The following is a 14,543-nucleotide window of genomic DNA, read 5'->3' as shown; positions in this document are numbered from 1 at the left end:
TATTGGGGTCGTCTTCTAAGGCCAATTATTTCTGAAGACAATGAAGAATCATTCGTAGGCGCCTTGTTTACAATCAGCTAGGATAATTACATGCCTATATGAACTGTACGGAATTGTACGCGCACATTTTATTGAAGTTACAACTGTTAAATACTTCATAGCCAAGACTGATTAAGGAGCGTCAAAATGAAAGTTAGAGCAATAAAACGTGGCCAAATCCTTGAATTGTTAGAACAAATTAACAATATTCCTGATAATGCAGAAATTTTAGTTGAGTTGCAGGCGCCAAGAGCAGATATTACAGGAGGGACTTTGAGCGATGACGAGAAGTTAGCAAAACTTAACCAATTATTTGGCACCTGGAAAGATAAACCAGAATTGATAGAAATATTTACAGAACTTGATAAAAATCGTCATGCCTACGGAGGCAGAGAAATAAGCTAGCTTGATTACTAGTGCTTCAAACATTGCTGCAATTTGAAAATTAAATGAAAACAGCGTAATAGTATGCCAACCGAATAATGATATGGCTTCCCGTAAAACCAACCCTCGATAGTTCTCTGGTTGTAGCCAGTTAATAACGTGAGAGTCGCATTACAAGCTTTCATATATCCTATCGGGTTACGTTGTCCAGGAGTTGGAAGTTCCACATCTGGAAAAATTACAGGTACCCATAAGATGCACCATTCGGATGGTGTCATCGGTTTTAAAAGCTCAAAAAATATTTTTTTACTTTTAGGATTATTCCGTGTTGATATTGATATAAATTTTTCTAGCCAACGCGGAATTTTTATAGTTTGTTGTGATTTTTTATCCGTTTCCATTTCATCATTAGTAATTTTTTTGTACTATGGATTTAAGAAGGGAAGTTTCTTAGTATTTAATAAAACTTCCCGGTTAATGGAACGATTAGCAGACTTTAGTTCAACAGTTTCTGCTGAGACTGTTGAACGTTCTGCATCCAAGCCTGTACTGCTGTCACTTCAGAAATTCCTGAAGCAACAGCCTCAATTACATGTTCGTGATATGAACTAACCACATGGCTCGGATGCTCAAATTTATCTTGTGCCCAAAAGAGGCACATGCTTTTCACCAATTCGTCCACTTGGCTATCTTCTAGTTCGCTTGGACGCTCTACTTCCTGAAACCTCAGCCACTCAATTACGCTTGTAACTGGATAGTTAAGCAAAGTACGAATTTGTTTAACCCGTAAATCTTGACTCGGTTTTGATGATGGAGGAACAACGGCTCTCAGTACTTGAGTTTGTTGTTGTGGTAAGGGAACATCTGATGAAGAACCAGCTAATCGAGATTGAATGTTGCTAATTATTTCAGCCCAATCAGCATCTTTATTCCACTCACAACGAATCCTGGTTTTTGTTGCAGCATCATACAGCCGACAAAAAACCACATTCTCTTCACCAGGCGCCGCAGCTATAATTAGAGGCTTAGAAAAATCTTGAATTTGCGACACTGACAGAAGGAATGTTTTTGCAAAGTTTGTTTCTATCCCAGTTCGGATAACATAAAGCTCATCCGCCGCAATAATGATGTCAAGCTTCATGTTGTCCTTGCCTTTGAACTCTTTGCTTGTTAAGCGTAGATTTTGTAGATATCCACTTAAAGCTCGTTGTTGCACAGGAATCGTTTTATCGTTGTTGATGTCATAGTGGTACCAGAGGTAAGACTCACCACTTACTTCTCCATTTTTGACATACAAATAGATTGGTTCCGGTGGATTACACAGTCCCAGTTTTATTTCTCCAACCATTTCGATTTCTCCTTTCTTATCTTTAAAGGCGCCAAGCAGCAACGCGCACTCTGAGAATTTAGCTTCACTGCTAACTATTTGATGTGCCTGCAAAATTTTTATAAATTCGCTTCGATACAGCAGGCAGGTTCGCTTTGAAAAGTGGACAAAGACCAATTGCACCCAATGAAAACAGGTCTCAATTTTGGTGAGAGCGGACAACCACGCTTTCGTGCGAACGTATAGCTTTATATTAGTGACTTCAAGTTTTTAGATAATCGCCCCTACAAGATTTTGACCATTTTTTGAACAAAAATACGAGGGCGGCAATTCTAAGGCTTCTTTTAAGTTTGAAATTGATGTGTAGCGCATTTGAAAGAAGTAAAAGCACTGGTCTAAATTTTGGGTTGGAGACAAATACTGACACAATGATGGGTTTACAATCAGCTACGGCTACTTCTTCTTTTTGTTCGGGTAGGGTTCCCTGTTTAAAGTGCCATGTGACATAGTGGTAACATTTAGCCCAAGTATTGGCTCGATGAATCTCAATACCATTTACTGTTACCACCCAAGGTTGTGTAACAAAATCATCATCTTCACGGACAATTTTGGCAATTGCGCGAACTCCAATATAAATCTCGTGTTCCTCAAACGATATTTCTACGGTTCTAATATCGTTTAGGCTTTGAGGTGATTCGAGTGGTTGAGCCGTGACCGTTTGTAAAGTGTTTGTTGAATACGCCATAATTTATGCATTCCTGTAAAGACCCATTCCTGCGGTCGCTTTCAAACTTGAGCATTTCAAATCCACATACTACTTACGGTAGCACAACCAATCGTAAGTGGAATAAGCGAAAGGCAATTTTTCTATTACGATTAGTAATGCTACTCTCGGTAAGTATTTATATTACTTATAGATACACACGCCAGAGATTACCAACTATAAGTAGTGCTACTTTAAGGAGTAAGAGTTAGGAAATGCCTGTGCTTGTAAAATTAAAGAACACTAGGGAAACTAAGGGTTTCTCTCAAAACGAGCTAGCTAGAAGAACTGGCTATAGCCTGCAAAATATTCAAAAAATTGAGCAGGGGAGAGCCGCCTCAATTACTTTTGAAGCTCTTGGAAGATTTTGCAAGGTACTAGAGTGTCAGCCAGGAGATATTTTAGAATGGCTGCCAGATGATTTTGACGACAAAATCCATTTGCCACCAGCTACATCTGAGCCATCAGAAGAAGAAATAGCAATTAGAGGTAATTCGCCAAAACGCACAAAACACCAACATCAAACACGCATGATGATTATCGACGGTAATAAAGGTGTGGCATAAAAATATGATTTTATAATTTCTGGTTATTTATCCCAGAAATGAGAATCTATTATTAATCTCCTAATTACTTTCGTTCTCCGTATCAGCACAACAAAAATCATCAGAACAGCATTTGTGTACATTGCTGTCATATTTTGATGCGTTAAAATATAATGAAATATTGAGAGTGTATTAACAATTTAATCTTTTAGTTAGCACAAAAATAACCCAGATACAAGAAAGGCGACATCTCTACGTTTGTTGCTTTACTATCGTGCATCTACGCATCTAAACCTGGCTCAAAAATTGGAGTTTCCTATGTACGCAATTGATATCTCTTCAACAAGCTTCCAACCCGAACACCTTACTGAATGGCTTTCTAGCTCAGTTGATAAAGAAATTATCGAGCTTAATGTCATATCGTTATCAGGAACAACACCTTACGAGTACCTGCTTTATAGTCCTAATATCTCACGCCGTAACGACGGGCGCCTGCGAGATGGGGATTTAAAGAAATATCGTCACATTGAATATGGAGGATGGTGGTGTAACGGTATTGACCCTCTTAACGACTACGAGCCAATGATGTGGGGATGTTTTAAACCAGATAAACCTAGAGGTGATTATGAAAAAATTCACAAATTTATAAAATATGAGCATCCACCCAAAGAAGCAACGCGCGCGTTTTTTCTGCAAGTACCAAAAAGAATTTGGGAGAAGGTTTCAGAACGTTATGGTATCCCCATTACAGAAGAAGATTGGCAACAGGAGCATGGGTTTTGGTACTGGGTTTGGCGCCGTAATGTACCAGTAATAATTGTTGAAGGAGCAAAGAAAGCTGGTTGTTTGTTGACTGCTGGTTATGCTGCAATTGCAATACCTGGGGTAAATGGTGGCTATCGTACACCCAAAGATAAAGAGAGCAATATTATTGGGAAACCTTACCTCATACCAGATTTGAAGCATTTTGCCAGTCCTGATAGAGCCATTACCATTTGTTTTGACCGAGATAATAAACCAGAAACAGTAAAAAACGTTAGGACAGCTATCAACCAAACGGGAAAGTTATTTTCACAATCCGGCTGTAGTGTTAAGGTAATCGACTTACCAGGACCTTCTAAGGGTGTTGACGATTTTATTTTTGCCCAAAATGAGACAGCCGCGCATGAGGAGGCTTTCCCTCAGCAGGCAACTGCGAACTCGAAGGGAGAGGATGCATTTGAAGCACTTTATAACAAAGCCGAATCTTTAGAGATGTGGACAGTCAAACTTTTTACTTTGTTGACTTACCAACCCGCAATCACGCTTGACCAGAAATTTCTGGGAAAAATATCAACTCCAGACTCAGAAAAGTTGATTATTCTTAAATCCGCAAAAGGAACAGGTAAAACAGAATGGCTAACCGATGAAGTTGCAAAAGCTCATGAACAAAATCGTCGAGTGTTAATTATTACTCATCGCATTCAGTTAGGAGAGGCATTATGCAAGCGTTTTGGAGTCAATTATGTAACTGAAGTACGTTCTTCGGGTACGGGGGATTTACTCGGATATGGAGTATGTATCGATTCTCTCCACCACCATAGCCAAGCCAGGTTTAATCCCAGTGATTGGTATAACGACACGGTTATTATTGACGAATGTGACCAAGTATTCTGGCATCTTCTTAATTCTTCAACAGAAGTTGCCAAACATCGTGTTTCTATACTTAAAAACCTAAAGTTGCTAATTCAAAATGTTTTAAGCAGCCCTCTAGGAAAGATTTATTTAGCAAGTGCCGATGTATCCGATTGTGATGCTGACTACGTGCTTTCTTTAGCAGGAGAGATAAAAGTTAAACCATTTGTAATTCTTAACAATTATCGACCCATCAGCGGAAAATGTTACAACTACGACGGTACTAATCCCAAAAATTTGATTGCCGCTTTGGATAAAGCAATTCCTAATGGTGGGCATCATTTGTTATGCTGTTCTGCCCAAAAAGCAAAATCCAAATGGGGAACTCAAGCTTTAGAAGAAAGATTTCGCCGTAAATTTCCTCATTTGAGAATTTTACGAATTGACAGCGAATCTGTCGCAGACCCATCTCATCCAGCTTATGGCTGTATTGCTCACCTCAATTCCATTCTTGCAGAATACGATTTGGTTATTGCTTCCCCAAGTTTGGAAACTGGTGTGTCTATAGATATCAAAGGTCATTTTAATGCTGTGTGGGGGATATTCCAAGGAGTTCAGTCTGCTTCGAGCGCGCGGCAGATGTTAGCAAGATTGAGAGAGACTGTTGACCGCCATATCTGGGTGAGAAATTGTGGCATGGGATTTATAGGAAACGGCGCCGCATCATTAGGTGTATTGTTAGCAAGTCAACATGCAGCAACAAGAGCAAATATTGCATTATTATCTCAAGCTGATAATGCTGATTACAGTTGCATCGATCAGAACTTTCAACCCGAATCCCTACAAACCTGGGGCAAACGCGCTTGTGTCATCAATGCTCAAATGCGGTGCTATCGAGAATCTGTGCTTCAGGGTTTGGAAGAAGATGGTTACACAATTATTGATGCGGAAGCTGTTGAGGAAGAAGAGAGTGACCGAGTATTCGTATCCGTTAAAGCAGCTTCTGTGGAGTTACATGAATCTGAATGCCGCGCGGTTGAAACAGCAAAAGATATCTCGGAAGCAGAGTTTAAGAAGCTACAAGACAAGCGCGCGAAGACTAGTACCGAACGTCAAGAAGAACGCAAAGCAGTATTGAAAGAACGCTATGGGATTGATGTAACAGCTTCTTTAGTATGGAAAGATGACGATGGGTGGTATCCTCAACTACGCCTGCATTACTTCTTGACCTTGGGACGAGAGCATCTTATTGAACGTGATGCAAAGACAGCTAAGGCACAAATAGAAGCGGGTGATAATGCGATTTGGAAGCCGGATTTTAACCGAGGGCAGTTATTACCTGTGGTTTTGTTGTTGGAAAATCTGAAAATTAGTTATTTTCTGACTCCAGGGGTGATGTTTCGTCGTTCTGACCCACAAGTTCAGCAGTTTAAAGCTCTGGCTGTGCAGCATCGCTACATTATCAGGAACTATTTGGGGGTTTCTATTTCTAGTAGATTAGGCGCCATTACAATTGCTCAAAAAATATTGAGTAAGCTGGGGTTGAAATTATCCTATGTTGGACGATTTGGGAGTAGGGGTAACAGGGAAAGAGTTTATCGATTTATTAAGCCAGAAGATAAGCGTGATGATATTTTCGCTGCTTGGAAAAAACGCTATGCTTAGGCGTGTCCAGCACTAATAATAAAGAGACTATTCAAATAGATTTTGGACACAACCACCCATAATCTCCCAAATTATATGGGAAAATTTAGGCGCCTTTAAAAATACGAGCCAAAAATAGTATAAATAAACGACGACTCCGAACGGCAACTGTTGCCGTTCGACAGAATCTTGCCCTTTTATGTTTCTCCAAAGCTTGTTGAAACGTTAATTGAGGGTGTCAACTGATATGGGCGCCATTTGCAAGCCTGACCTCGACAATTGTTAGGATACACACTGTTCATACCTAGTTAACCCATTGAGCTTTGTACCAACGGGAACAAACTGCCACCCAAGCGCTTTGGCAGCGACAGCATCCCAGTGTCCGTCTCCATAGTATGTAACGGTTTCAAAGACCCGATTCAGTTGCCGGAGCGCGTTAAGCATTATTTCCTTCCTCTGGAAATGGTCATCGGAGGTGGCTAGCCCGTTATAGGAAAGCCTGAGAGCGACAGTTTTAGTAGTGCCGATCCACGCCAACCGCCTGTTGCGTAGGCAATTCGATACATGGTCGAATTGTGAAGATTCTGCACAAAAGTCCTCGCACCTGGCATCTCTACAAACGGACCTTGCTCAGAGAGATGACGACGGACACTTTCAACAAAGTGATCTCGAACTGCGCCCACTCTCTCTGATGTTGTTTCTATAGCATTGTCATTCAGAATCTCAGCCAAGATACCAGAGAAGAGTGAATTGTGTATACATCCCCCAGGACGGACGCAAGCTGACATCGCCAAGTACCGGAGCGAACTGATGCCAAGTACCGGAGCGTCGTCATTTACATCGGACTGTAGGAGCGTGCCGTCTATGTCGAAAATCATTGCTTTCACTTTTGTGCCGCCTGGGTATTTATTATACGTCCGATTCCATATCATCTTTTTCTAAATCTACATCGTAAAAGAGATTTCACGCAAACCTACTGTTCTTAAAAAATGTCAGTAGTGCGGCGCCTTCAATAACACAAGTAAGATAATTTAATGTACTTGCTTAATATTTATGAACTACTTTGCTTTACTACTCCATCGAACGGCAAGACTTGCCGTTCGGGGAGAATACTGCCGAACATGTTTTTCTGAGCCTTGTTAAACCGTTAATTGAAGGTACGCAAAACCAAAGGCGCCGTGAGTTGTGTCAAATTGTTAAGACTGGACAATAGAAAAGCTTCTTATTATCAAAATGGTGACCTCTCAATGGCGTGAAGTTATTGACTAATTTCTGACAAAGGAAGTATCCTCGAATACTTGTGTTACTTGCGTAAGTCCGTACACCCGTGACGCGGCCATAACAGCGCAGAAACTAATTGTTTCAATTGTGTAAAGCTGATTTATTTAAACACCATAATTTCACCAACATAATTTCATTTTTACTGAGATATTCCCTGCCACAACCCATAACATAGGAAATGATTTTAAGATAACTTAACTTTTTCCCTATCGCATATTTATCAAAAATTACCTAAAAACATACAAATTATTTACAGTCATGAAATAATTTAGTTTTCATACAAATTTAATATAAAAGTAATGTTTTTTAATTATTAGTGAGTTGCATGAGAGATTTACCATACCAGCAGGGAGATATCATTACCGCTCCAGAGGGAATACGTTACCGGGTAATTGATGTTTTGGGTGAGGGAAGTAGTGGAGTAACCTTCGCAGTCGAAGATGTAGAACAGCCAGGTAACTGTTTTGCTCTCAAGGTTTTATCGTTCAAGAAAATGAGTGATTGGAAAGTACTGGAGTTGTTTGAGCGAGAGGCAAAAGTACTCGCAAAACTGCAACACCAGGGAATTCCCCGTTATTACGATTCGTTTTGTATTGATACAGAAAACGACCGCCAATTCTGTATTGTTCAGGCATTGGCCAAAGGTAAATCCCTTGCTACTTGGATAGAATCGGGATGGCGCCCAAAAGAAGCAGCAGTTAAAGACGTTGCTGAACAAATCTTAGAAATTTTGATTTACTTGCACGAGCTAGAGCCTTGGGTGATTCATCGTGATATCAAGCCTAACAATATTATTCGTGATGATAACGGTTTAGTGTTTTTAGTAGATTTTGGTGCGGTACGGGATACCTATTACACGACGATGATGCATGGTAGTACGGTTGTTGGGACTTTTGGTTACATTGCACCGGAACAATTTCGCGGAACCGTATCGCCTACGAGCGATTTATACGGTTTAGCCGCTACGTTATTATTTTTATTAACCTGTCGTTCTCCTACGGAGTTACCGGCTAAGGGTTTGAGTGTTGACTTTCGCTCGAAAGTTCAAATTTCTGATAGTTTTGCTAATTGGTTGGAGAAAATGCTGGCGCCTGACCCAAACGAACGTTTTTCTTCTGCACGGGAAGCGTTAGATGTGCTGAGGAATCCGCAAAAATTGTTGAATAAAAAAACTAAATTTTTACCAGCCATAATATTAACTTCCATTACACTAGTCGTTGGTAGTGTTTCATCTTTATTGATGTCTAAGATGTCCAACAAAGAAAATTTGCCTGTTAGCAACACAGGAAATATAGCTAATATGTCTCAGATGGCGCCTAGCGATACATGTGATAGCTCAGACAAATTGAGGGAATATGTACAACAAGGTCTTAATCCCAATGCTAGAATTAAGGCTTTACTAGTTCCTAATTATAACCATTCCAGTCGCGACCGTCAGAAGTCAAATACTGTTCCATTAATATTTTGTGCCGACAATGAAGATGCGAAATTTCTTTTAAAACGCGGAGCTAATTTTAATATTCCTGAATCTGGTAATTTAATTTTATATAAATTACAATCTTCTCAGACAATGGAATTAGTCAATTTTTTACTAGATAATGGTGCGAATCCTAATAACAAAATTGATGGAGCAAGAAGCGATTCTTTACTTGTAAATTTAATGAATCGAAATGAATATAGAAATAGGTATAGAAATGAAGAGAACAATAATAATCTTAAAGAAGTATTAAATATGGTAATAAAACATGGAGCAAATGTGAATGCACTTGACAATAATGGAACTACAGCATTAATGGCAGCTATTATAAATCAAGAGTATCATCGAGAAGAAATTATAAAAACATTGATTGATAAAGGTGCCGATGTTAATCTAATAAGTACTGAGCGAGAAACTAGAACGCCACTGCACTTGGCTATCCAAGAGAATAATGAAAATATTGTAAAGCTTTTGATAAAAAGTGGCGCCAATGTTAATGCAAAAGATTCTTCTGGCAATACACCAATAATAACAGCTTTTAATCGTGACCAGTTTTCTGCTGACATCATAAAATTATTACTCGAACATGGTGCAGATGTTAATACGATGACTAAAGATGGTCAAACGCTATTAGATATAATGCTTGAAAAGTATGTCAGGTATCGTAAAATTGTATTTGAATCTCCACAAAATGACATATATGAGAGAAGTAGTAGAAGTGATGGAAGGTCTAAATATCAAATTACAAAAATTAAAGAAGCAATTGAGTTAATTTTAGCCAAAAATGCAAGAACTACAAGTGTCAAAGAACTAAATTTATTTTTAGATGACAAAAAACAAAATAAATTTGATTTTGGTGTCACCGCTCCCCAATCGTGATTCATACACTCGCTCTCGACACAGCGTTCGTTTATACGGTGAAGTCTCGATACAAAGCGATAACTTGTGGGATGTTTTCGCCTGAGAGGTGCTACTTTGTTGACTGTATTAACTGTTGGCACCTTTCAATCTGGTTTTTCGCTATACTCATTAATTATTTTAAGAAGGGTGTAGAAACGGTGTCTAACCCAATCTTGATAAATATTCTGCATCAGATAGCAGCAGTAGTTTAAAACTGCGATTGTTTTGCTTCACAATATTGATGGACAGCAAGCCGAATTTTCTCATTCGCGTCGTACTGGCACTCATCAATTATCCAGTCTGGTAAACTTGCAAGTTTTACCAAACAGTCAACGATGTGTTGACGACATATAGAACATGGACTTTGCTCATATAGTGCTATCAGCAAATCTTGAGATGATTGTGTTAAATTTTGTTCAAAAACATCAATCAAACTGCAAATTAGAGAATGTAAATCATCATCGTCAATATTTTGTTCAAAAATCTCTGTTAAGAAAAGTTCGTCACCAGCTTGAAAGTTATGGATAAATAGTTTTATTGCATCACTCGTGTGATGTTTGGCAGCAATTAATTGTAGTGCAAGCGCGCGGACTTGTGAATCGTGAAACATTGCTACTGCTCTAATGGCATAACTGGCGACACGTTCCTCATTAGACCAAACAAGTGGTAATAAAGGTGACAAACCAAACGGAAATGTTCGCTTACAAAACATTCCTAAATATAAAGGAATTATTTTTGTATCAGTCAGAGTCAATAAATCCTGTGCTGCCCGATAAATATCATCATCAGATGCAAGTTTTCCCCAACGATAGAACACAGCAGATGCTATTCTTCGTTGACTCTCCAAAATTATACGCTTAATTTCTTCGTAAGGTTGTTGGCTTAAAGAAGGTTTAAGAGTACGTGCAGTATCTTGAGATGAGATTAAAGTAAAATAGCGCGCGATAAAAACATTAGTTTGTTGTGCCTTCTTTAATTGCTCTTGGATTTTTTCTGCACTCAAGTGCTTCTCGATTTGTTTGAGGAGAAAATCGTTATCCCAAAAATCTGGCTGTGCTTCATTTGTCCTTCCCCGATGCTCTGCTATAAATAGAAAAGCATCAATGTTATCAAGCTCAACAAGTTGTTCGGCGCCTACAGTACTACCGGCACAAGCATACTCAGCACCCAACGAGTACATTAACTGGCGAGCAACGGTATCCCCAGAACGAGCATAGTTAAGAGCAAAGCCAAAAAGTTGCTCAATATCCATTTCCTCAACTGGATTTCTCAAAGCTTCTAGAATGTTTTGACGAATATCAGTGTTACAAGCAGTGATATTCAGAAGTTCCCAGTAGTAGTTTGTGCGCGCACCTTCTATTTGGTGGTCATAAGCAGGATTATATAAACATGCATGGAGAAGTGCCTCACGATAGGGAAAATCTTTGTGTCGCTGATAGTAACAGTGTGGGCGCCCAAGCCCTTTAAATAGGCTGCTTGTAAATTCTGCTTCGTCCATTCGTTAAGTTAGTTTACATATAAATTAAGAAACAAAGCCCAAAGATTGATAACAGCACAACGAACAAGAACATCGCGTTTATTTGTAGTATAGCCCACTACATAAGCAATCTGGTTTTCATGTTCTTTTTTTTAACCAAGTGTTCTCCAAACGTAGGAGATGGTAGTAGGTAGGTTGTAGTTTCCACTACGCTCACGGCGCCTTTAGTCGCGCTTTGTGGAGTATCGGTTAAAATAGCCTCACATGGCATATATTTATGCGAGTTAATAACATTAAAATTACTCAGCAATAGAACAGTAGCGTCTGTAACGAGGGTCTTCATCATTTTCCTCTCGTTTTTGATGATGGTTAACTAATTGACAATCTAACTGAGATAAGCGCATAATCATCTCGTCAGATAAATAGTTCTCATGAACGTTTAAAATATCGAGTTTATTAATTGCAGAACAGTTTAGTAAAGCTTCGGCGCCTTCATCAGAAAGAGTTCCCATTGCTAGGTCAAGAATATTAATAAACTTGACTATAAGTGTATTGACTATCGCACAAGCAATATCGTCAGAATAATTACTATTTCGCAATCCCAAAAAGCTCAAGCGTGGAAATAGATTACCTTCTAAAATAGGCATTAAATCATCAACAGTTGAATTTCCTCCATAGCGATAACTACCCAGCCATATTTCTAGATGTTGTAATGCAGGTAACTGTAAATCACAAATTTGAGCTATTGTCTCACGAGTTAATGCACCACTTTCAATAATAATAGCCTTCAAATTTTCATGGTGTAACTGGCTAAATTGTAAATTGGAAGCTCCACGTAGTTGTATTACTTCTAATAGAGGATAAGCTCTTAATAAAGGGCTAATATCACTTTGCTCTATGCTAGAAATCATCCATTCAGAAAATTCTATATCGCCGATAAATATAGCTTTTAGATTTTTTAATTTGTCCTTAACTGATACTAAAGCATCAACGACGCAGCTAGAATCATCATCACCATATTCATCCCACATGCCAATTACTAAAGCTTCTAGTTTACTAGCTTGTGCATCTTGGGTTAGACTTTCCAACTTCTCTCTAAAGATTTCAAAATTTTCTTCGCCTGCTTCACATCTGACAGCATAAGCAATTCCTGTCGGGTTGGTTATACCGATTTGTGGGTCAAAATCCTCAACTTCTTTGTTGAAAAATTTACTAACATGATGGTCTGAATACCACTCTAAGCGCTCAGGTAATTTCCAACTTTGAAATGCTTTTATTGCCTGTTTAATTTCTAATTCTGTCCTTTCTCGCAGAAGTAAATAGGCAGAAAGCTGTACCTGTGATGATTCGTCTTGTAATGCCGCAATTACTAGGTTTAAACCTGACTCACCATATTGCAAGGCTTCATTTACAGCATCTATTCTTACTTTGACTATAGAACTTGTCAAACGCTTCTTAACACCCTTAATCCCACCTAAAACAGCACCCTGTAACGGTGGTGGTGCTTCCCCTCCAAGCACTACGTCAAATTCTCTGGGTAAATTTTTATCAGTAGACATGATTTTAAAAACTATTTATCTAATCTGTTATATCAAACCAGCTTTTTAATGTCGTGCGTATAATAACTAAATTTATGTAAACTTATAATGAACAATGAGAATAAAAATCATGAGTTATAAATTTTTAGATTACTTGTATTATATTTACGAATAATATTCCTGACCTTATCGTAGTTAAATTCCAAGCTGCTATCATCATTTGAGGGAGTAGAAATGTATATAGCATTTACCTGAAAGCATTCTACGATAGCGTAAAGTAAAGTCGTTAAGCTGGGTGAGAACCTTTGTAATCCTAAAAAATTTTGAATAGTAATTTCATTATCTTCGGTAAAATGGATGATTGGATATGTTGCATTATCTAAACTGACCGCAAAATAATCTCCTCCCAAATAATGAATGAACAAGAAAAGACGCAAAAAATTTGATGGACAACCTCTTTGTTTTACATTATAAAAATCTTCGATGGCTTCTGCTAAGGGGCTAAATCCTCCTTGAATACCATTCCATGTTAATCCAAATCCTACATAGCCTGATATTCCATTTCGCCACTGATATAATTCATATACTTCTTCTGGTAACTTCAAGGGAAAATCTTTGGTTATTTTATCAATTTCTTCACGAGTTAGCCCAGGCTGTAATGCGGATGCTATATCTGGTACCCTTTCTTCTAAAATTGTGAGTATTTTGTCTAAGACCCTTCTTAAAGCTATATTTTTCGGAGATATAATGTCAAGCTTAGAAAAAGTTAATAATGCTTTTTGAGCCTTTTCCCCTCCATTCTGTTGCAATAATTTTGCAGCAACTAATTGCACCTGCTGTGAAGAATCTTGTAATGCATCAATGACTAAATCTAAACCAATATCGCCATATTTAATTGCATCATTAAGAGCGGCAATTTTTACATCAGAATGGGAATTTGTTAAACGCCTTTTAACACCCTGAATACCACCTAAAACACTACCATCTAATGGCGATGCCACTTCTTCTCCACGCACTGCGTCGAATTCTTTAGGTTGATTTTGCTCAGTAGACATATTTTAAAAACTCTTAATATAATCTATTGTATCAAACCAACTTCCCAGTGTCGAAGAGTAAAGTTTCACCATTGAGGCGCCTCCCTTTGAGTACTAGAAGGTATAATAAAGAGTCCATCTTTTTGTAGATATACAAATTAAGTCCGACTCTTAGTTGCAAACCAGCATATGACACTAATCAAAAAATCTGAACAACTACTTCTCCTTAAAATCAAGAAAATAGAGGATTCTGAGCAAAATACTCAACCCGATACTAAGGATACTCCAATGGTTAGCTTAGAGCAAAAACCTATAGCTATACCGAATCAAGAATCTGATTATATTGCAGTGCGCGATAACCCCATAGTGCAATCTGTCGGCAACTCAGGATGGCAAATTTCTGATATTTGGAGAGATATTAGGGTAGATGATTTTTTTAATTGACAAAAATGAATACTTGTGATTTTTGCGTTTATATCTCAACAATGCCTAACGACAGCTGATAGTAATTTAGTACCCT

General features: G+C 38.4%; 13 protein-coding genes. 6 read left to right on the top strand and 7 right to left on the bottom strand.

From position 1 onward, the window contains the following. Window positions 1-186 precede the first annotated feature (186 nt). A complete protein-coding gene (locus DSM106972_RS24560; protein WP_127083169.1) occupies window positions 187-444 on the top strand; it encodes a hypothetical protein in 258 nt (85 codons plus the stop codon). Between the two features lie 8 nt (window positions 445-452). Here DSM106972_RS24560 and DSM106972_RS24555 read toward each other — a convergent pair whose 3' ends face one another. The 3 genes from DSM106972_RS24555 to DSM106972_RS24545 all read right to left on the bottom strand — a co-directional run bounded on the left by DSM106972_RS24555 (window position 453) and on the right by DSM106972_RS24545 (window position 2,495). Beyond that, window positions 453-824, bottom strand: a complete 372-nt coding sequence (locus tag DSM106972_RS24555) for a hypothetical protein (RefSeq protein WP_127083168.1) — start codon at window positions 822-824, stop codon at window positions 453-455. A 95-nt stretch (window positions 825-919) separates the two neighbouring features. Further along, window positions 920-1,864, bottom strand: a complete 945-nt coding sequence (locus DSM106972_RS24550; RefSeq protein ID WP_325052210.1) for a hypothetical protein — start codon at window positions 1,862-1,864, stop codon at window positions 920-922. Between the two features lie 148 nt (window positions 1,865-2,012). Then, on the bottom strand, window positions 2,013-2,495 hold the full coding sequence (locus DSM106972_RS24545; protein ID WP_127083167.1) for a hypothetical protein: 483 nt from the start codon (window positions 2,493-2,495) through the stop codon (window positions 2,013-2,015). 233 nt (window positions 2,496-2,728) lie between these two features. Between DSM106972_RS24545 and DSM106972_RS24540 the strand changes: the two genes are divergently transcribed. Together DSM106972_RS24540 and DSM106972_RS24535 are read left to right on the top strand one after the other, a co-directional pair. Then, window positions 2,729-3,079: a helix-turn-helix domain-containing protein gene (locus DSM106972_RS24540; protein WP_127083166.1), complete on the top strand. Its 351-nt coding sequence runs from the start codon at window positions 2,729-2,731 to the stop codon at window positions 3,077-3,079. 297 nt (window positions 3,080-3,376) lie between these two features. Further along, window positions 3,377-6,337 (top strand): plasmid replication protein, CyRepA1 family, encoded by a 2,961-nt coding sequence (locus tag DSM106972_RS24535; protein ID WP_127083165.1) that lies wholly within the window; start codon window positions 3,377-3,379, stop codon window positions 6,335-6,337. Between the two features lie 261 nt (window positions 6,338-6,598). On the opposite strand, the gene DSM106972_RS24530 is transcribed toward DSM106972_RS24535, so the two are convergent. Further along, a complete protein-coding gene (locus tag DSM106972_RS24530) occupies window positions 6,599-6,760 on the bottom strand; it encodes an HAD family hydrolase (protein ID WP_127083164.1) in 162 nt (53 codons plus the stop codon). Between the two features lie 619 nt (window positions 6,761-7,379). Here DSM106972_RS24530 and DSM106972_RS53785 point away from each other — a divergent pair. Beyond that, complete coding sequence (locus DSM106972_RS53785) at window positions 7,380-7,529, top strand: hypothetical protein (RefSeq protein ID WP_186538759.1); 150 nt, start codon at window positions 7,380-7,382, stop codon at window positions 7,527-7,529. A 393-nt stretch (window positions 7,530-7,922) separates the two neighbouring features. After that, complete coding sequence (locus DSM106972_RS24525; RefSeq protein WP_127083163.1) at window positions 7,923-9,953, top strand: ankyrin repeat domain-containing protein; 2,031 nt, start codon at window positions 7,923-7,925, stop codon at window positions 9,951-9,953. Between the two features lie 229 nt (window positions 9,954-10,182). On the opposite strand, the gene DSM106972_RS24520 is transcribed toward DSM106972_RS24525, so the two are convergent. The 3 genes from DSM106972_RS24520 to DSM106972_RS24510 all read right to left on the bottom strand — a co-directional run bounded on the left by DSM106972_RS24520 (window position 10,183) and on the right by DSM106972_RS24510 (window position 14,044). Next, window positions 10,183-11,472: a hypothetical protein gene (locus DSM106972_RS24520; protein WP_127083162.1), complete on the bottom strand. Its 1,290-nt coding sequence runs from the start codon at window positions 11,470-11,472 to the stop codon at window positions 10,183-10,185. Between the two features lie 278 nt (window positions 11,473-11,750). Next, the gene (locus DSM106972_RS24515; RefSeq protein ID WP_201800777.1) at window positions 11,751-13,010 is read right to left on the bottom strand and encodes an STM4015 family protein; all 1,260 of its coding nucleotides are present in this window, start codon (window positions 13,008-13,010) and stop codon (window positions 11,751-11,753) included. Between the two features lie 107 nt (window positions 13,011-13,117). Further along, window positions 13,118-14,044 carry an SMI1/KNR4 family protein gene (locus tag DSM106972_RS24510; RefSeq protein ID WP_127083161.1) on the bottom strand — a complete coding sequence of 309 codons (927 nt, stop codon included), beginning with the start codon at window positions 14,042-14,044 and terminating at the stop codon, window positions 13,118-13,120. A gap of 168 nt (window positions 14,045-14,212) precedes the next feature. On the opposite strand from DSM106972_RS24510, the gene DSM106972_RS24505 reads away from it, so the two are divergent. Beyond that, the gene (locus tag DSM106972_RS24505) at window positions 14,213-14,467 is read left to right on the top strand and encodes a hypothetical protein (RefSeq protein WP_127083160.1); all 255 of its coding nucleotides are present in this window, start codon (window positions 14,213-14,215) and stop codon (window positions 14,465-14,467) included. Window positions 14,468-14,543: the final 76 nt, after the last annotated feature.

This window comes from Dulcicalothrix desertica PCC 7102 (genome assembly GCF_003991905.1).
Lineage (GTDB): Bacteria > Cyanobacteriota > Cyanobacteriia > Cyanobacteriales > Nostocaceae > Dulcicalothrix > Dulcicalothrix desertica.
The sequence above is the reverse complement of the archived record's forward strand: the minus strand, read 5'-3'. Positions and strand labels throughout refer to the sequence as shown.